General features: G+C 66.6%; 15 protein-coding genes. All 15 read right to left on the bottom strand.

The genetic code is table 11. The features are described from left to right. Nucleotides 1-10 precede the first annotated feature (10 nt). Genes ACYCVF_RS25780 through ACYCVF_RS25710 form a run of 15 tightly spaced genes read right to left on the bottom strand, consistent with a single transcriptional unit; the run spans nucleotide 11 to nucleotide 16,436 of the window. A complete protein-coding gene (locus ACYCVF_RS25780; RefSeq protein ID WP_459601016.1) occupies nucleotides 11-859 on the bottom strand; it encodes an MBL fold metallo-hydrolase in 849 nt (282 codons plus the stop codon). Between the two features lie 31 nt (nucleotides 860-890). Next, the gene (locus ACYCVF_RS25775; RefSeq protein ID WP_459601014.1) at nucleotides 891-1,775 is read right to left on the bottom strand and encodes an amidohydrolase family protein; all 885 of its coding nucleotides are present in this window, start codon (nucleotides 1,773-1,775) and stop codon (nucleotides 891-893) included. Continuing rightward, on the bottom strand, nucleotides 1,772-2,893 hold the full coding sequence (locus tag ACYCVF_RS25770; RefSeq protein ID WP_459601012.1) for a vWA domain-containing protein: 1,122 nt from the start codon (nucleotides 2,891-2,893) through the stop codon (nucleotides 1,772-1,774). Before ACYCVF_RS25770 ends, ACYCVF_RS25775 begins: the two co-directional genes overlap by 4 nt. Next, nucleotides 2,890-3,771 (bottom strand): AAA family ATPase, encoded by an 882-nt coding sequence (locus ACYCVF_RS25765; protein WP_459601010.1) that lies wholly within the window; start codon nucleotides 3,769-3,771, stop codon nucleotides 2,890-2,892. Before ACYCVF_RS25765 ends, ACYCVF_RS25770 begins: the two co-directional genes overlap by 4 nt. Nucleotides 3,772-3,781: 10 nt before the next feature. Continuing rightward, nucleotides 3,782-4,804: a xanthine dehydrogenase family protein molybdopterin-binding subunit gene (locus tag ACYCVF_RS25760; RefSeq protein WP_459601008.1), complete on the bottom strand. Its 1,023-nt coding sequence runs from the start codon at nucleotides 4,802-4,804 to the stop codon at nucleotides 3,782-3,784. Nucleotide 4,805: 1 nt separating this feature from the next. Continuing rightward, nucleotides 4,806-6,401, bottom strand: coding sequence for a xanthine dehydrogenase family protein molybdopterin-binding subunit (locus ACYCVF_RS25755; protein ID WP_459601006.1), 1,596 nt, complete (start codon nucleotides 6,399-6,401; stop codon nucleotides 4,806-4,808). Between the two features lie 9 nt (nucleotides 6,402-6,410). Continuing rightward, nucleotides 6,411-6,887 carry a (2Fe-2S)-binding protein gene (locus tag ACYCVF_RS25750; protein WP_459601004.1) on the bottom strand — a complete coding sequence of 159 codons (477 nt, stop codon included), beginning with the start codon at nucleotides 6,885-6,887 and terminating at the stop codon, nucleotides 6,411-6,413. Between the two features lie 11 nt (nucleotides 6,888-6,898). Next, complete coding sequence (locus ACYCVF_RS25745; RefSeq protein ID WP_459601002.1) at nucleotides 6,899-7,717, bottom strand: FAD binding domain-containing protein; 819 nt, start codon at nucleotides 7,715-7,717, stop codon at nucleotides 6,899-6,901. Between the two features lie 2 nt (nucleotides 7,718-7,719). Beyond that, a complete protein-coding gene (locus tag ACYCVF_RS25740) occupies nucleotides 7,720-8,163 on the bottom strand; it encodes an SRPBCC family protein (RefSeq protein WP_459601001.1) in 444 nt (147 codons plus the stop codon). Nucleotides 8,164-8,165: 2 nt separating this feature from the next. Continuing rightward, complete coding sequence (locus tag ACYCVF_RS25735; protein WP_061028345.1) at nucleotides 8,166-8,603, bottom strand: SRPBCC family protein; 438 nt, start codon at nucleotides 8,601-8,603, stop codon at nucleotides 8,166-8,168. A 9-nt stretch (nucleotides 8,604-8,612) separates the two neighbouring features. Beyond that, a complete protein-coding gene (locus tag ACYCVF_RS25730) occupies nucleotides 8,613-11,513 on the bottom strand; it encodes a flotillin family protein (RefSeq protein ID WP_459600998.1) in 2,901 nt (966 codons plus the stop codon). A gap of 25 nt (nucleotides 11,514-11,538) precedes the next feature. Then, on the bottom strand, nucleotides 11,539-12,372 hold the full coding sequence (locus tag ACYCVF_RS25725) for a phosphoenolpyruvate hydrolase family protein (RefSeq protein WP_459600996.1): 834 nt from the start codon (nucleotides 12,370-12,372) through the stop codon (nucleotides 11,539-11,541). 3 nt (nucleotides 12,373-12,375) lie between these two features. Further along, the gene (locus tag ACYCVF_RS25720; protein WP_459600994.1) at nucleotides 12,376-14,583 is read right to left on the bottom strand and encodes a Tm-1-like ATP-binding domain-containing protein; all 2,208 of its coding nucleotides are present in this window, start codon (nucleotides 14,581-14,583) and stop codon (nucleotides 12,376-12,378) included. Next, nucleotides 14,576-15,358, bottom strand: coding sequence for an ABC transporter ATP-binding protein (locus ACYCVF_RS25715; RefSeq protein ID WP_459600992.1), 783 nt, complete (start codon nucleotides 15,356-15,358; stop codon nucleotides 14,576-14,578). Before ACYCVF_RS25715 ends, ACYCVF_RS25720 begins: the two co-directional genes overlap by 8 nt. Then, nucleotides 15,351-16,436, bottom strand: a complete 1,086-nt coding sequence (locus ACYCVF_RS25710) for a branched-chain amino acid ABC transporter permease (protein WP_459600990.1) — start codon at nucleotides 16,434-16,436, stop codon at nucleotides 15,351-15,353. The genes ACYCVF_RS25715 and ACYCVF_RS25710 overlap by 8 nt, the downstream gene beginning before the upstream one ends. Nucleotide 16,437 lies beyond the last annotated feature (1 nt).

Here is a 16,437-nt window from a genome sequence, read left to right as displayed (position 1 = left end):
TCAGATCACCTCAGGCTGGAAACCAGTTGCGCGCGGGTAGGGACTGCACGAGCGGGCCGGGAACTTGATCATGCAGACGCCCCACGACATGGCCGCCCTCGATCTTGGCGGGCCGGTCATGGACGGGGAGCAGGTAGCGCGAATTGCTGAGCAGCTTCTTGATCGCCGCTTTCTCAGCACGCTTGCTGGTGCCGTGATTTCCGGTGGTGCGCGGCTCCCAGTCGTGGATTTCGTGGAAAGGTGTGACGATCTGGTCGTTGAAGTCGTAGATCACGTCGCCGCAGATGGTGGCAATGCCATCGGCGGTGTGGACGATGATGTTCATCGAGCCTTCAGTATGCGCGTTGGCGGCGTCGCAATAGACGCCGGGCATCAGCTCGATCGGACCGGTGATCTCGAGGTCGAGGAAGCGCAACGCGCTCTTGGTGTGCAGGCGGTCGATCAGGTGCTTGATGTCGGGCGCCGGGTATTGGGGGTGCATCAGGCCGGAGACGGAATATTCAAGCTCCTTGCGATTGAGCACGACGGTCGTGTTCATCGGGAACAGATCGTCCTTGCCGGCGTGGTCGATGTGCAGATGCGTGTGGCAGACGAAGCGGACGTCACCCATGCGGACGCCGTGGCGCGCCAGCTGGTTCTCTATCATGTTCTCATGATACTGCAGCCCCCGCATGCCCAGCGTCTCCATGATCTGGTTGGAGCGGTAGCCAGTGTCGACCACGACCGGATAGGGGCCGCCGAGGATCAGGAAGCCCAGGGTGAGGACGCGGCGGGTGCGGCCGCAGTCGCGGCCGAGCACCAGAAAACTCGATTCCAGCTCGATATCGCCGTAGTCCAGGATCTTGATCTCCAGCGCCATTCGTTGCCCTCCCTGTCCTGTTTCTTGTCTGTCAAAGGCGATAAACGCGCGCCGCGGTGGCACTGAAGATCGCGTCCTGTTGCACGGCACTCAGCGGCGCGGCGGCCGCGCGAAACGCATCGACCAGCTCGCGATAGCTGGTCCACAATTTCTCGATCGGGAAATTGGAGCCGAACAGGCAGCGCTCGGCGCCGAAGATCGCAACGGTGTCGGTGAGCACGGCGGCGATGTGCGCAGGGTCGTTGCGATGGATGAAGGTGCCGAGACCTGAGAGCTTCGAGACCACGTTCGGACAGGCCGCGAGTCGCGCCATGCCGGCGCGCCAGGCGCTGCGGCCAGGCGGTGAGAGATCCTCAAGCATGCCGGCATGCTGGAGGATGAAGGTCACCTTGGGACAGGCGTCGGCCAGCTCCGCGGCTTCCGGCATCTGTGGCGTGAACACCTGCAGATCGAAGCTCCACCCGTAATCGGCGAGACGCGCGACGTTGCGGCGAATCCTGGGATCGGCGCAGAGATCGGGGCGGACCGCAAAGCGGTACAGCGGGTTCTCGTGCCAGTGCAGCTGCATGCGCACGCCGCGCACCAGCGGATAGCGCCTGAGGCGGTCGAGCTGCGGGCGCACATCGTCCACGGCGAGGTTGGCGTAGGCGACGATGGCGTGTGGCCAGCCGTGCGCATCCGCGGTCTGCTGCACCCACGCGGCCTCATCCTCGAAGCGGTCATTGGCCCAATTGGTCTGGACGTAGACGGAGCGGGTGACGCCGCTGCCCTTGAGGTCGTCGAGATATTCCTGGATCGGATAGTCGCGCCGGATCGGCTCGTAAGGGCCGAAGATGCGCGGCTGCATCGGGCCGGTCAGCCAGGGCAGGTCGGCTTGCCGCCAGATGTGATGATGACCATCGACAATATCGCTCACGCCGCTCTCCTTCGTCCCAATGCCAGAATATGCGCGACGATCGACACGCTCGAGCCGCCATCCACGATGTCATCGACGAAACGCTCAATGGTCATCAGGGCTTCCGTCTGCGGGCGGAAAGCCGGGCTTGTGGCCAGCGGCGTCAACCAGCTCAACCGCCAGGCCCGTCGCGACAATCTCGCGACGGCGTCACGGAGTGCGTCGGGTTCGCCCCGTTCGAGCCCGTCGGAGACGATGATCACAGCGGCACCGCGTGCGTAGCTGCCGAACCGTGGCACGGCGAGAAAGGCCTGCAGCGCATCGCCGATGCGGGTGCCGCCGTCCCAGTCGCTGACGAGATGGGCGGCCGCGTTCAACGCCTGCTCGCGACGCTTCAGCCGCAGGGGTCGGGTGACGCGGGTCAACCGCGTGCCGAAGGTGAAGACCTCGACATTGGGCGCGGCCTGCACCAGCGCATGCGCGAGCTTCATGTTCTCCTCGGTACGGGTCTTCATCGAGCCGGAAACGTCGATCAGCAACAATATCTTGCGTGGCCGCTGCCGCCGCTTCAGGTGGCCAAGCCGTAAAATCTCGCCATCGCTGCGGATGCTGTCGCGCAAGGTGCGGCGCAGATCCGCGAAGGGACCGCGCCTCGCTCGCAGGCGGCGGTGGCCGCGCCGCTTCGGCAGGCGTCTTGACGCCTCACGCCCCAGTCGGCGCAGTGCGTCGGTGGTGGAGGCGACTGCAAACCGGCGTTCGACCAGGGCCTCGGTTCGCGTTGCGGTGAGGCCGGACTCGCTGGCCTCGTCGGAGTACAGCGGCTCCGCGTCGCCGCGGCCTTCTTCCTGGAGACGGACGGTCTCGTCGTCCTCACCTTCGTCGCTGCTCGCGATCGCCTCGCTGCCACGGAAATGAAGATCGAACAATCGGTCGAACGTCGCGCGCCGCTCAGGAGGTGGAGCGAGGGTAGCCAGGGCCGCGTGACGAATATCGGTGAGGCTGCGAGGGCCGAGCAACTCGATCGCGGCGAGGAATGCCGTGGTCTGTTCCGGCGCGACGGCAAAGCCGTTCGCGCGCAAAAGCGCGACGAAGGCGACGAACACGCGGGCGGCGCGCGGAAGCTGTTGCTCGACGTTCATGCCGTGGCCTCCGCGAGCATCGCGTCGAGCCGCGGCGAGATGAAGTGCAGGTCCTCCTCGTCCTTCAGCGCAACGCCGATCGAGCGCTTGAATGCATCCGGCCAGCGGGCGCCGCCCTTGTGCAGCAACGTCGCGGCCTCGGCCCAGTCGACGGCCTCGGCGATGCCGGGCGCCTTGCTCAACGGCTCACGTCGCAATTTCTCGACGGCTGCGACGACGGCGCGGGCCGTGGCATCCGCGACGCTGGAAGCACGCATCATGATGATCCGTGCTTCGCGCTCGGCCGTGGGATAGTCGATCCAGTGATAGACGCAGCGGCGGCGCAAGGCCTCGTGCAGGTCGCGCGTCCGGTTCGAGGTGAGCACGACCACGGGGCGCTCTGCGGCGCGCACCGTACCGCGCTCGGGAATCGAGATCTGGAAATCGGACAGGAATTCGAGCAGGAAGGCTTCGAATTCCTGATCGGCGCGATCGATTTCGTCGATCAGGAGCACAGTGGAATCGGGCGCTCGGAGCACCGCCAGCATCGGCCGTTCGATCAGGAATGCCTCGCCATAGATGTCGATGCTCTCGTCGCCGGCTTGGCGGATCGCGAGCATCTGGCGCGGATAGTTCCATTCGTAGAGCGCGGAAGAGGCGTCGATGCCCTCATAGCATTGCAGGCGGATGAGGCGGCGGCCGAGCACGGCGGCGATCGCCTTGGCGGCCTCTGTCTTGCCGACACCGGGCGCGCCTTCCAGCAGCAGCGGCTTGCCGAGTGCAAGGCCCAGATAGGCCGCGGTCGCCAGTCCTTCGTCGGCGAGGTAATAGGCCGCGCGTAGCGCCTTCTCCAGCGCCTCCGGGCTGTCGATACCGACGATGTTGCTGCGAACCGCCACGGCCGATCCTCTAGCGCCGCGCCTGCGGCCGGGCGCCGCCTTGCGCCTTGATCGCGCGCAGGACTTTCTCGGGCGTAATCGGCAGATCGTCGATGCGGACACCGACCGCATTGAAGATCGCATTCGCAACGGCCGGCAGGACCGGGTTGGCGCACATCTCGCCGGGGCCCTTGGCCCCGAACGGCCCGTCGGGAGCAGGGCGTTCCAGCACCGCGATATCGTGCGGGCAGATGTCACCCGGGCCGGGCATCAGATATTCGACGAAGTCGCGGGGGCCGTGAGCCGGGTCTGGGTAATACGGTTCCGGGGTCTCGTAGAGGGCGTGACTGACGCCCATCCAGGCGCCGCCGACGAGCTGCTGTTCGACGAGCCGCGGGTTGAGCGCGCGGCCGAGCTCGTAGGCGGAGTCCATCCGAACCATCGCGACCTCGCCGGTCTCGTCATCGACCTCGACCTCGGCGACGAGGCAGGCATGCGCATAGCAAGTTGCCGGCGACATCTCGCCGGTTTCCGGATCGACGTTGGAGAGGGGGACCAGGAAGATGCCGCGTCCGGAGATGGTCTTGCCCTGCTTGAATTGCGCGGCGATGGCGACGTCCCTGGTCGATATCGAGCGGTGTGGCGCGCCTTTGACATGGATGTTGCCGCGCCCGTCAGTCTCGAGATCGGCGGCGTTGACTTCCAGCTCCTCGGCCGCGGCCTCCATCATCACACCACGCGCCTCGCGGGCAGCGGCCATCACCGCGTTGCCGACGCGATGGGTGCCGCGCGAGGCGAACGAGCCCATGCAGTGCGGACCCGTGTCGGAATCCGCCGTGTCGACATAGACGTCCTCGACGGGCACACCGAGCGTCTCGGCACAGATCTGCCGCGTCACCGATTTCATGCCTTGGCCGAGATCGATCGATGACAGTGCCACAGTGAACTTGCCGCTGGGGTTGGAGTGGACCAGCGCCTGACTGGGATCGCCACCAAGGTTCATGCCGATGGGATAGTTGATCGACGCCATGCCGCGTCCGCGATGCCGGGTCATGTCAGCGTCTCCTTGTCCCGAACACCGACGAGAACCGGGTTGCGCCGTGGGATGGCGCGGCCGGCCGCGGCGGAGGAGGTGGTGGTGGTGTCGGCGGGGGTGGCTCGCGCGGCGGTTCCCGGCTCGCACTCGCTGGCGTGCGATCATAGGTCGTACGCTGCTGCGCCGGCGCGGTGGGCCTTGCGCGCGTATCCGTCGGTGTCGGCGGGATTGCGGCGCGGCTGCCGCCGCCGTCCTTGCGCGAGGAGGCGCGTCTGAACTCGTCGCGGATCGGCCATTTGGCCTTCTCAGCCGCGACCTGGACGCATTCGATCAGCGCCGTGTTCTTGGCTTCGCGCCGGTGCGCCTTCATGTCGCCGTCCCGGTAGGCGTTGAGAATGCGAAACTCCATCGGGTCCATGCCGACGAGGTTTGCGAGCTTGTCCATCTGGCATTCGATGGCGAAGTCCATCGCGGTGACGCCGAAGCCGCGCATGGCGGTTGCCGGCGTGCGGTTGGTGAAGACGCAATAAACGTCACCATAGACGTTCGGGATGGTGTAGGGGCCCGGCAGGTGCGCGGCGCATTTCACCGCGGCATAGCTCGACAGCCGCGTATAGGCGCCGCTATCGAAATAGGCGCGGATCTTGCGCGCGACGATACGTCCGTCGCGCATCACGCCATCCTTGATGTAGATGCGCTCGGCGCCGCGCGGCGGGCCGTACTGCATCTCCTCCTCGCGGCCGAACACGTAGCGGACGGGGCGCCCGGTCAGCATCGCCCCCAGGATGGCGAGAGGCTCGGTCAACGTGTCCACCTTGCCACCAAAGCCGCCACCGACGGTGCCGCCGATGAAGTGGAACGTGTTGGAGGGCACGTCCAGAATTTTGGCGCAGGTGTCGACGGAGAAGAACAACGCCTGGGTCGAGGTGTAGACGATGTAACGGCCGTTGGTATCGGGCGCGGCGATCGCGCCGTTGGTCTCGGTCGGCGCGTGCTCGATCGGCGACATCTGGTAGCGCTGTTCCAGCACGTGATCGGCAGTCGCGAGCGCGGCATCGGCATCCCCGAAGCGCAAGCGCTGGTGATCGTAGACGTCGTGATAGACGAAGGCGTTCTTCGGATAGGTCTCGTTGACGACGGGCGCGCCGGGCTTCAGCGCATCCTCGACGTCGAACACGGTCGGCAGCGGTTCGTAGTCGACTCTGACCTTTGCGATCGCCTCGAACGCCTCCCGTTCGCTGTCGGCGACGATGGCTAGGATCGGTTCACCCTTGTAGCGGACCTTATCGACGGCAAGCGAGGGCTCGTCGTCCTTGCCGAAGTTGATGAGGCTCAGCAGCGTGTTGAGGTTGACCGGCACGTCGGTGCCGCGGATGATCCGGCGGACGCCGGCCGAGCGTTCTGCGTCCGTGGTATCGATGCGGCGCAGCCTTGCATGGGGCTGGGTCGAGCGCAGCACCTTCAGGTGCAACATGCCCTGGAGCTTATGATCGTTGAAATAGCTGGAGGTGCCCGTGATGTGGCCGAGCATGTCCTGGCGCTGCGTGCCCTTGCCGATCTCCTTGAGATTGTCGTCGCGCTCGTCGGCGAAAATGTCCTTGCGTAGTTCCAGCATGGTCTCACCTCAGGCGCTGGCCCGGCCGCCGGCGGCGGCGAGGATGGCATTGATGATCGGCTCGTAGCCGGTGCAGCGGCAGATGTTGCCGGAGATCGCCTCGATCACGTCGGAGCGGCTCGGGGAGGGGTTGCGGTCGAGCAGGGCTTTTGCGGCCATCAGCATGCCCGGCGTGCAATAGCCGCATTGGGCGGCAAAACTGTCGGCGAACGCACGCTGGAGCGGATGCAGGTTCGGACCCTGCTTGAGGCCGTCGAGCGTCTCGACGGAGCGGCCGGCGACGGTCTCGGCGAGCGTCAGGCAGGAGAGGTGGAGCTCGCCGTCGATCAGCACGCTGCATGTGCCGCAGCCGCCTTGGCCGCAGCCGAATTTCGGCGTCATGTCACCGATCAGCTCGCGCAGGGCGACCAGCAGGTTGGTGCCGCCGTCGACGAAGATGGCGACGTCGCGGCCGTTGTGGCGGAATTGCAGAGGGGTCTTGGACATGGCGGTTCTGCCTATTCCTGACCGGACAAGAGGCGGCGCAGGTGCACGCCGACGATCTCGCGGCGGTACCAGGCGCTGCCGAGCGCATTGTCGGATGGGGATGTCCCTTCGGCTGCTGCGGACGCTGCCGCACTGATGGTCGCGGCATCGAGTGCGCGTCCTTCCAGCACGCGCTCCGCGGCCCGGGCGCGGATCTGAGTCGGCGCCATCGATCCCAGCGCAATGCGCGCGCCGGCAATACGGCCGCCGCTGACCGGCAGATGAGCGGCAAGCGTGATGACCGAGCCGCCCTTCGGCTTGATGCGGGCGATCTTGCGATAGCGAAACGCTTCCGCGCTCGCCGGCCGGGTGCAGGACACCGAGAGCACCAGCCCGCCGGATTGCCGCTCGCGCGATTGTAGGAACTCCTCGATCGCGATATCGCGCGCACTGAGGCCGCCTTGCACGGCGACCGTGGCATCGAGTGCCAGCAGCGCCACGGCGAAATCGCCGTAGGGGTTTGGCGCGAAGAGATTGCCCCCCACGGTGCCCACGTTGCGCACGGCGGGGCCACCGATCGAGCGGGCGGGCGCGTGCAGGAACGCGAGGTCGCGTTCGGCGAGAATCTTCGCAAAGGTGACGCCGGCGCCGAGCGTGACGCGCGGGCCGGAGGCATCGATCCGGGTCAGCACCTGGTCGTCGGCGCGCACGACGGTCGAGATCGAGACGTCGCCCTCGTTCAGCGCGCGCATCACCAGCGTGCCGCCGCCGAGATAGCGTGCGCTGCGATCGGAGGTTAGTGCGCCGGCTGCTTCGCCGGCACTGGCAAAGGTCTTTACGGTTACGGCCATGACTAGGCGGCCTCCTTCAGATGGCGGCGGATCGCTTCGAATCCCGCCTGATAGATGTCTTCCGCGACCATGTGGGTGATGCGGTCCCTGTCCTCCGGCTTCGTCGTGAAGCGGGATTCCCAATGCCAGAAGGTCCGGTCGCCATCGGTCACCGGCAGCAGGCGGACATGGGCGACGTAGTTGAACATCGGCACAGGTGTATCGAGCAGGCAGTAGCTGAACGTCTGTTCGAGGTCGGACAGCGCCAGCAGCTGTTCACGCAGCTCGGAACCGTCATTGAGTTTGAAGCGCCTGACACAACCGATCTTGTCGGAGGCCTGAGCGCGTTCGATCGAGGAGGTCGCAACCGCCGGATGCCAGCGATCGTGCCCGTTGAAGTCGCGCAGCACGCTCCACACCGTATCGGTGGGTGCACTCAGGATCGTGCTCTTGACGATGTGGGGCACGGCTAGCCTCCGAACACGCGTTTCAGGGCGTCGAAGCCGCCCTGAAACACGCCGCCGCCGATATTGTTGACGAGCTCGGTCTCGCGCTCCGGCGCGCAGTCGAACTCTGCCGTCCATTCCATGAAGGTCTGGTCGCCGTCGGTGACCGGCGTCAGCCGCAGGGTTGCAACGTAATTTTCGACCCCCATCGGAGATTCCAGGATCGAATAGGTGCAGAACATGTCGTAATCGGAGAGGCCGAGCAGCTTCTCGCGTATGCGGTCGCCATTGCGCAGGCGGAAATCCCTGATACAGCCGATCTTGTCGGAAGGCTCGCCGCCCTCGATGCGGCTTTCGGCGATGGCCGGGTGCCAGTTCGGCAGCCCATTGAAATCGCGAACCCGCGCCCAGACGCGGTCGTTGCGGGCATTGACGACGGTGGAGACGTAGACGCGGGCCATGGCGCGACCTCAGCTCTTCTTCCTCGGCCCGCGCTCGGCCGGCGGTTCGCCACCTTCGGCCGCAGGCGGCGTGGCCACCGGCTTGTCGCCTCCGGCGCCACTCTTGCGTGCGGACTCCTTGATGCCCTGCATGTCACGGGCCTCGCGGATCAGGCCAGGCATTTTCGAGAGACTGCCGCCCTCGACGCCGATATCGGACAGGATGGAGTCGATCAGCGGCGCCTGGACCCGATAGCGCAGCGCCGAGTCGATCACCTCGTCGGTGGCGCTGCGGCCGCCATTGCCATTTCCGTTGCCGTTGAGGCCGTCGACCTGGAGGATGCGGATGCCCTCGATCTTCTCCATCGGCTTGACGCTCTCGCGCACGATGCCCTCGATGCGGTCGAGCAGCTTTCTGCGGAACAGCGAGTAGCGCGCCTGGTCGGTCAGCACGTTCTCGGCCTCGTTGAGCATCCGCTGCGCCTCGGCCTCGACGGTAGCGCGCACGCGCTCGGCCTCGGCCGCAATCCGGGTCTCCTCCGCCTGCTTCTCCGCCAGCAGCACCTCGATTGTCTTGCGCCGCTTGGCGATCTCGCTCTCCCGCGCGGTGACGACGCGCTCGGTGGCTTCCGTCGCGCGCATCCGCGCTTCCTCGGCCGAGGCCTTGGCAGCAGATTCTTCCAGCGACTTCAGATGGATGGCGATGGCCTTCTCCATCAGGACGGTCTCGACCTCCTTCTCGCGGTTGACCTCGAGCTTGCGCAACTCTCGTTCGCGGCCGATCCGGGCTTCGTCGAGGCCGCGGTCCGAGGCGATGCGCGCGCGCTCGACCTCCTCGCGGGAGGCGATCTCGGCCTCCTGCAGCGATTGGACGCGGGCGACCTCGAGCTGCTCGATCGCGCGGCGGCGTTCGATGCGGGCCGCTTCCAGCGCCTGCTCGCGCGAGACGTCGGTGGTCTCGACCTCCTTGCGCGCGACGATCTCGGCCTGCCGGACCTGGCGGTCGGCATCGATCCGCTCGGACTTCTTGGTCGATAGCGCAATGACGCGGTCCTCGTCTGCGATCTCGATCGCCTTCTTCTGCTCGATATTGAGCACCTCGCGCGCCCTGGACGAGGTGATTCGCTCGGCTTCGAGGGCGAGATCGACACCGATCCGCTGGCGCTCGATCGCGTCGCGCCGCTTCAACTCGGCCGCCTCCAGCACGCCGGTCCGCTCGATCTCCAGCGCGCGGGTGTCGCGCTCGGCCTGGATGCGCTCGGCCGCGACCGCCTTCTCCTGGGCGATGCGGGCCGCCTCGATCGCCTCGCGCGAGGCGATGTCGGCTTCCTCGACGGCGCGGTTGCGGGCGATCTCCAGCGAGCGCACGCGTTCCTCCTGGGCGATGCGCGTCGCTTCCGTAGTCTCGCGCGCCGTGATGCCGGCGACGTCGAGCACCTGGTTACGTTCGATCTCGAGTTTCCGCGTGTTCTGCTCGGCGGCAATCCGTTCGGCCGCCAGCGTTCGTTCGCGGGCGATGCGGGCGGCTTCCACCGCGCGCTGGGCCTCGATCTCGGCCTCCTGGATGGTGCGCACCTGCTGGATCTCCAGCGCGCGGGTGCGTTCGTCCGAGGAGATGCGCTCGACATTGACAATCAACGTCTGGGCGATGCGGGCTTTCTCGGTGGCCTCTCGGGCAGCGATCTCGGCCTCGTCCACCGCGCGCGTGCGCTCGATCTCGCGGCGCCTCGTCTCTTCCTCGTTGGCGATGCGGGCGTCAGTGACGACGCGGTCTTGCTGAATCCGCGCTTTCTCGATCGCCTCACGCGCGGCGATTTCGGCTTCCTCGACCGTGCGCATCCGCTCGATCTCGCGCTGGCGGACCTCGCGTTCCGAGGCGATGCGGGTGGTGTCGATCGAGCGCTGGTTGGCGATGCGGGTCTTCTCGATCTCCTCGCGCGCCAGCAGCTCCTTCTCCTCGATGGTGCGGGTCCTCTCGATCTCCTTCTGTCGGGTCTCGCGCTCGGAAGCGATGCGGGCCTCGGCGATCGCCTGCTCATTGGCGATGCGGGCGCGCTCGATGGCCTCGCGTGCGGAGATCTGCGCCTGTTCGGCCTCGGTTTCGCGCAGTGCGCGCTCGCGGGCCACTTCCGTGCGCTGGAGCGCGCGCCGCATCTCGATGTCGCGTTCCTGCTCCAGCCGCGCGGTCTCGCTCTCGCGCTCGATCTCCAGCGCCTGCCGTTCGGCCTCCAGATTGCGGGTGCGGATCCTGATCATCGAGTCCTGCTCGATGTCATTGCGCAGCTTCCGCTTGGCCTCGATGTCCTGCATCAGCTGGGTCAGGCCTTCGGCATCGAACCGGTTCGACGGGTTGAAGAATTCGAGATCGGTCTGGTCGAGATCGGTGATGGCGACCGATTCCAGTTCGAGACCGTTCTGGGCGAGGGCCTCCGTCGCGTTGGCCTTGAGGCGCGCGACATACTCGCCGCGCTGCTCGTGCATCTGCTCCAGGGTCATTTCGGAAGCAACCGAGCGGATCGCAGAGATGAACTTGCCGGCCAGGAGGGCGTGGAGCTGCTCGGGCTCCATGGTGCGGCGGCCGAGCGTGGCGGCTGCGATCGACACGGCCTCGCGGGTCGCCTGCACGCGGACGTAGAAGTCGGCCTCGATGTCGACGCGCATGCGGTCGCGGGTGATCACGGCATCCTGCTTGGAACGCACGATGCCCATCGGCAGCACGTTCATGTTGACCGGCGTGTAGTCGTGGATGAACGGCATCACGAAGGCGCCGCCATTGATCACCACGCGTTCGCCGAGGAAGCCGGTTCGGACGAACGAGGTCTCCTTGGACGAACGATGGTAGAGCCAGTTCACGATGTAGACGCCGACCACGATCACGACGATCGCGACGATCAGCCAGAGGATCAATTCACCGACCAGATTGCCCGACATCTATTCCTCCCTCGTACCTTCGGCGTTATCGCGCGCCGATCGCCTTGAATTGACGCACCTGTTCCGTCAGCGCCCGTTCCACCGGCAGCCGCTCCATCGAGGAGGCGCCGTAGAAGCCGTGGCAATGGCGGGTGTTCTTCATGATGAAATTGGCGTCGGCGGGATCCGCGATTGGACCGCCATGGGCCAGCACCAGGATGTCCGGGTTGATGCTCAGCGCGGCCGAAGCCCAGATGTCGATCTGTGCCGGACAATCCTTCAGTTGAGGTGCCGTTTGCGCACCGATCGTGCCGCCGGTCGTCAGCCCCATGTGACAGACGATGATGTCGGCACCGGCGATCGCCATTGCGGCGGCCTCCTTCTCGCTGAACACGTAGGGCGTGGTCAGCATGTCCTTGTCGTGCGCCTTGGCGATCATGTCGATCTCCAGCGCATAGGACATCCCGGTTTCTTCGAGATTGGCGCGGAACGTGCCGTCGATCAGGCCGACGGTCGGAAAGTTCTGAACGCCGGCAAATCCGAGCGCCTTCAACTGGTCGAGGAAGACGTCCATGTCGCGGAACGGGTCGGTGCCGTTGACGCCCGCGAGCACCGGCGTCCTGGTGACCACGGGCAGCACTTCATTCGCCATTTCGAGCACGATGGCGTTGGCGTCGCCGTAAGCCATCAGGCCCGCGAGCGAGCCGCGCCCGGCCATCCGATAGCGTCCGGAATTGTAGATCACGATCAGATCGACTCCGCCGGCCTCTTCGCATTTTGCCGACAGCCCCGTGCCCGCGCCGCCGCCGACGATCGGCTCGCCGCGTCTTGCCATGTCACGAAAGGTCTTCAGGAGCGCTGCGCGTTCAAACCTGGCCATCGGTTACCTCGCTGCTCTTCGGCGTGCCCGGGGGCGGCCGAACAGGGTCCGGAACGCACCGACAATAGCGGCGGCGAACTCGGGATCGTTGATGTTCTTGGGCACGCGAATGACCTGGCGGTTGCCAGTCTGCCGCACGGTGCGCTCCAGCGCGCGGAACAGCGCAGCGTCGGCGTCCGGATCCCAGAACGGCTGTCCCAGTGCGTCGAGCGCGGAGACGCCGCCCTCGGGCAGGAGGAAGCGCACCGGGCCATCCATCTGGTTGAGCCGCTCGCCGATCCAGCGGCCCATGCGCTCGTTCTCCTCGGCCGTGGTCCGCATCAGCGTGACTTGCGGATTGTGGACGTGGAATTTGCGGCCGCGATAGCGTTCGGGAATGGACTCGGGCGCGCCGAAATTGACCATGTCGAGCGCGCCAACCGAGCCGACATAGGGCACGCGGCCGCGGATGACCGCACCAAAGCGGTCTTCCGTCGCGGGAAACACGCCGCCCATGAGGAGATCGCAGATCTCGGTCGTGGTGAGGTCGATGACGCCGGCGAGCTGGCCGGACTCGACGAGCTTTTCCATCGAGCGGCCGCCGACGCCGGTTGCATGGAACACCAGGCACTCGAAATCGTCTCGCAGGTCGGCGGCGATCTTCTGCACGGCCGGCGTTGTCACGCCGAACATGGTGATACCGATGGCAGGTAGGCCCGCCTCCCGGACCGTTGTGGCGCGTGCATCGAGCCGAGCCTTGACCATGCCGGCGAGCGCATTGGCGCCATTTGCCAGCACCGCGCGCGAGATCGAATTCAGCCCCTGCACGTCCGTGACCGAGTACATCATCGTGATGTCGGCCGGGCCGACATAGGGCCCGACATCGCCGGAGGCGACCGAGGACACGATCAGCTTGGGCACGCCGACGGGAAGGGCGCGCATGCCCGGCGCAACCAGGGACGCTGCGCCGGAGCCGCCGGCCGAGATCACGCCGGCGACATTGCCCTGGCGCCGCAACCAGTTGGCGAATGCATCGGCCATCGCCGTCACGGCGGCCCCGCGATCGGGACCGAACACGGCGGAGCCGCCGCGGGCGTGGTTGAGCGCGATCTCCTGCGCGGAGACATCGCAGGTGGAATGTTTGCCGCTGGTCGAGACATCGACGAGACGCGTGCGCAGGCCGCTTGCCGCGATGATGTCGCGGATGAAGCGCAGTTCGAGGCCTTTCGTATCGAGCGTGCCGACAACCAGCACGACGGGCGGCCCTCCGGTCTGTGCCGCTGTCGGCTCCCGCTCGCGGCGCGCCGTCTCGTCGAGCCGCGTCACCTGCGTCGAGACCGTGCGGGCGGCGGCCTCGATGCGCGCGATCGGCACGGGCTGCGACCATCGTGTCGGGAGCGTCGGGTTGGAGATGTAGATGCGGACCGGCCCGTCACGGCGTGGCACCGGTGCCGGTTTTGCTTCAGGGCCGGACGGGGCGACGTCGATATCCGCCTCGAGCTCGGCATGGAGCCCGACGCCGAGCAGGCGTTGCTGCAGTTCGCGGTCTGCGGCAAGGCGCGCGGAATCGATGATGCGGTTGATACGGCCGTTGACCATGATCGCGACGTTGCGCGAGACCGCGGTCGCAACGCCGATGTTCTGCTCGATCACGAGCACGGACATGTCGCCGTCCTCGCCCAAGCGCAGCAGCATCTCCTCGACCTGCGTCACGATGACGGGGGCGAGGCCCTCGGTCGGCTCGTCCATGATCAGGAGCTGCGGATTGGTGAGCAGCGCGCGCGAGATCGCCAGCATCTGCTGCTCGCCGCCGGAGAGCTGGCCGCCGCCATGATCCTTGCGTTCGGCCAAACGCGGGAAGGTCTCGTAGATGCGATCGACGGTCCAGGCGCCGGGCCGCAGGCCGCCGGCCAGCCGCAAATGCTCGTCGACGCTGAGCGAGCGCCAGAGACGGCGGCCCTGTGGCACGTAACCGACGCCGAGCCGGGCGATCTGGGCCGGCGGCCGGCGCGTGATGTCCCCGCCGCGCACGCGGATCGACCCGCCGCTCACGGGCACCAGCCCCATGATCGCCTTGCACAGGGTGGTCTTGCCCATGCCGTTGCGGCCGACAACGGAGAACACGCCGCTCTCCAGCGTGAGATCGACGCCCTGCAGTGCGTGCGAGTGGCCATAATAGACGTCGAGGCCGCGGACCTCGAGCGCGGCGCTGGTGCGACGGGCCTCATTCATGGCCGCCTCCGAGGTAGAGCTCCTGCACCTCCGGATCGGACTGGATCTCCTGCGGCAGGCCTTCCTTGAAGATGCGGCCGTTGTGCATCATCGTGACGCTCTCGACGACGCGCAACGCCACGTCCATGTCGTGCTCGATGATGATGTAGCCGATATGCGCCGGCAGCGAGGTCAGGATTTCGATCAGCTCCTGCCGCTCGGTCGGGGACAGGCCCGCGGCCGGCTCGTCGAACAGGACGAAGCGCGGGGCCCCGGCAAGTGCGAGCGCGATCTCGAGCTGGCGCTGCTGACCATGCGCGAGCTCAGCCACGCGCTGGTCCTTCACGGCGGCCAGATGCACGGCCTGCACGAGATTGTCCGCTGCGTGCATCAGGGCGTCGTTCCGACCCGGTCGCAGGAACGAGAAGCGCCCGCGCGAGACGCCGCGGCAGGCGAGGTAGACGTTGTCCTGCACGGTGAGGCCTGGGAACAGCGCCGAGATCTGGTAGGTCCGGCGCAGCCCGCGGCGGATGCGTTCATAGGGCGGGAAATGCGTGACGTCCTCGCCGAAGAAACGGATGGTGCCGGAGGAGGGCGGGAAGTCGCCGGTAATGCAGTTGAACAGCGTGGTCTTCCCGGCGCCGTTGGAGCCGAGCACGGCGCGCCGCTCGCCGGGACGCACGGTGATGGTCACATCGGTCAGCGCGGCCAGCGCGCCGAACAGGCGCGTCACGCCGCGTAGCTCCAGCGCAGCGCCGGCACCGACGGCGGAGAGGCGCCGGGCGACGCTATCCATGGCTGTGCCCTCCACCGGAACGATGGGCGCCGCCGCGCTGACGCTGGCGCCAGCGCTGCCACAGGCCGATGACACCGTCCGAGGACCAGAACACGATGACGAGGAAGCCAAGCCCGATCAGCAGGCGGAAACGATTGCCGTCGAGCCCGAGCCTGACCAGGAAGTCGAGCGCGAAGGTGCGCAGCAGCACGAAGACCAGCGCGCCAATGAAGGGACCGATCGGGCGCGTGATGCCGCCGACGACGGCAATGATCAGCACATCGATGCAGGCGCCAACGCTGACCGACCCCGGCGAGATCTGGCGGTAGTTCCAGACCTGGAGCACGCCGGCCAGCGCCGCCACGAAGGATGCGAACGCATAGGCGGCAATGCGATGCGCATTGACGTTGAAGCCGAGCGCGGCCATGCGCCGAGGATTGTCGCGCACACCCTGAAGGGCGAGACCGAAGGGCGCGCGCGAGAGATATTCGACTGCGAAATAGCAGAGCGCGGCGACCGCGAGCACGACGTAGTAGAAGGGAATGTCGGCCCGCCAGTTCACGCCCCAGAAGTGCGGCGTGGCCACGGTGTTGATGCCGGTATGGCCGTTGAAGATCGCCCAGTTCTGGTTGGTGAAATAGTAGAACGCCGCGCCGATCGCGAGCGTGATCATGATGGTGTAGATGCCTTCGGTGCGGACCGCGAGCGCGCCGCCGAGCGTGCCGAAGGCTGTAGCCAGCGCAAGCGCCATCGGCACCGCGAGCCACCATGGCCAGCCCATGCTGATATTGGCGTTGCCGCTGACGCCGAACACGGCGACCATATAGGCGGAGAAACCGGCGATGGTGAGCTGCATCAGACTGACCATGCCGCCATATCCGGCGAGAAACATCAGGCTCAGCGCGATGGTTCCCAGGATCAAGGTGGAGGCGAAGATCTCGATGAGAAAGAAGCCGCTGGCAATCAGCGGCATGATCAGGAGAAGGGCGGCGACGATCCAGGTCGCGGGGTGGTTGATCTCCGGCCATGTCCGTACAGCGCGCTGTGCCATCGTGGCGGGGGGGTGTACGGCAACGCGGGCATCGTGGGCGAGGGACATC

The sequence above is a fragment of the Bradyrhizobium cedriense genome (assembly GCF_054602315.1).
Note: the sequence above shows the minus strand (reverse complement) of the source record. Positions and strands in the feature narration are given on the sequence as shown.

What these genes read in the sequence shown, in the direction of transcription:
- ACYCVF_RS25780 (WP_459601016.1), bottom strand. Translation starts at nt 859, where the DNA reads ATGGCGCTGGAGATCAAGATCCTGGACTACGGCGATATCGAGCTGGAA.
- ACYCVF_RS25770 (WP_459601012.1), bottom strand. Translation starts at nt 2,893, where the DNA reads ATGAACGTCGAGCAACAGCTTCCGCGCGCCGCCCGCGTGTTCGTCGCC.
- ACYCVF_RS25760 (WP_459601008.1), bottom strand. Translation starts at nt 4,804, where the DNA reads ATGACCCGGCATCGCGGACGCGGCATGGCGTCGATCAACTATCCCATC.
- ACYCVF_RS25755 (WP_459601006.1), bottom strand. Translation starts at nt 6,401, where the DNA reads ATGCTGGAACTACGCAAGGACATTTTCGCCGACGAGCGCGACGACAAT.
- ACYCVF_RS25750 (WP_459601004.1), bottom strand. Translation starts at nt 6,887, where the DNA reads ATGTCCAAGACCCCTCTGCAATTCCGCCACAACGGCCGCGACGTCGCC.
- ACYCVF_RS25745 (WP_459601002.1), bottom strand. Translation starts at nt 7,717, where the DNA reads ATGGCCGTAACCGTAAAGACCTTTGCCAGTGCCGGCGAAGCAGCCGGC.
- ACYCVF_RS25735 (WP_061028345.1), bottom strand. Translation starts at nt 8,603, where the DNA reads ATGGCCCGCGTCTACGTCTCCACCGTCGTCAATGCCCGCAACGACCGC.
- ACYCVF_RS25730 (WP_459600998.1), bottom strand. Translation starts at nt 11,513, where the DNA reads ATGTCGGGCAATCTGGTCGGTGAATTGATCCTCTGGCTGATCGTCGCG.
- ACYCVF_RS25725 (WP_459600996.1), bottom strand. Translation starts at nt 12,372, where the DNA reads ATGGCCAGGTTTGAACGCGCAGCGCTCCTGAAGACCTTTCGTGACATG.
- ACYCVF_RS25720 (WP_459600994.1), bottom strand. Translation starts at nt 14,583, where the DNA reads ATGAATGAGGCCCGTCGCACCAGCGCCGCGCTCGAGGTCCGCGGCCTC.
- ACYCVF_RS25715 (WP_459600992.1), bottom strand. Translation starts at nt 15,358, where the DNA reads ATGGATAGCGTCGCCCGGCGCCTCTCCGCCGTCGGTGCCGGCGCTGCG.
- ACYCVF_RS25710 (WP_459600990.1), bottom strand. Translation starts at nt 16,436, where the DNA reads ATGTCCCTCGCCCACGATGCCCGCGTTGCCGTACACCCCCCCGCCACG.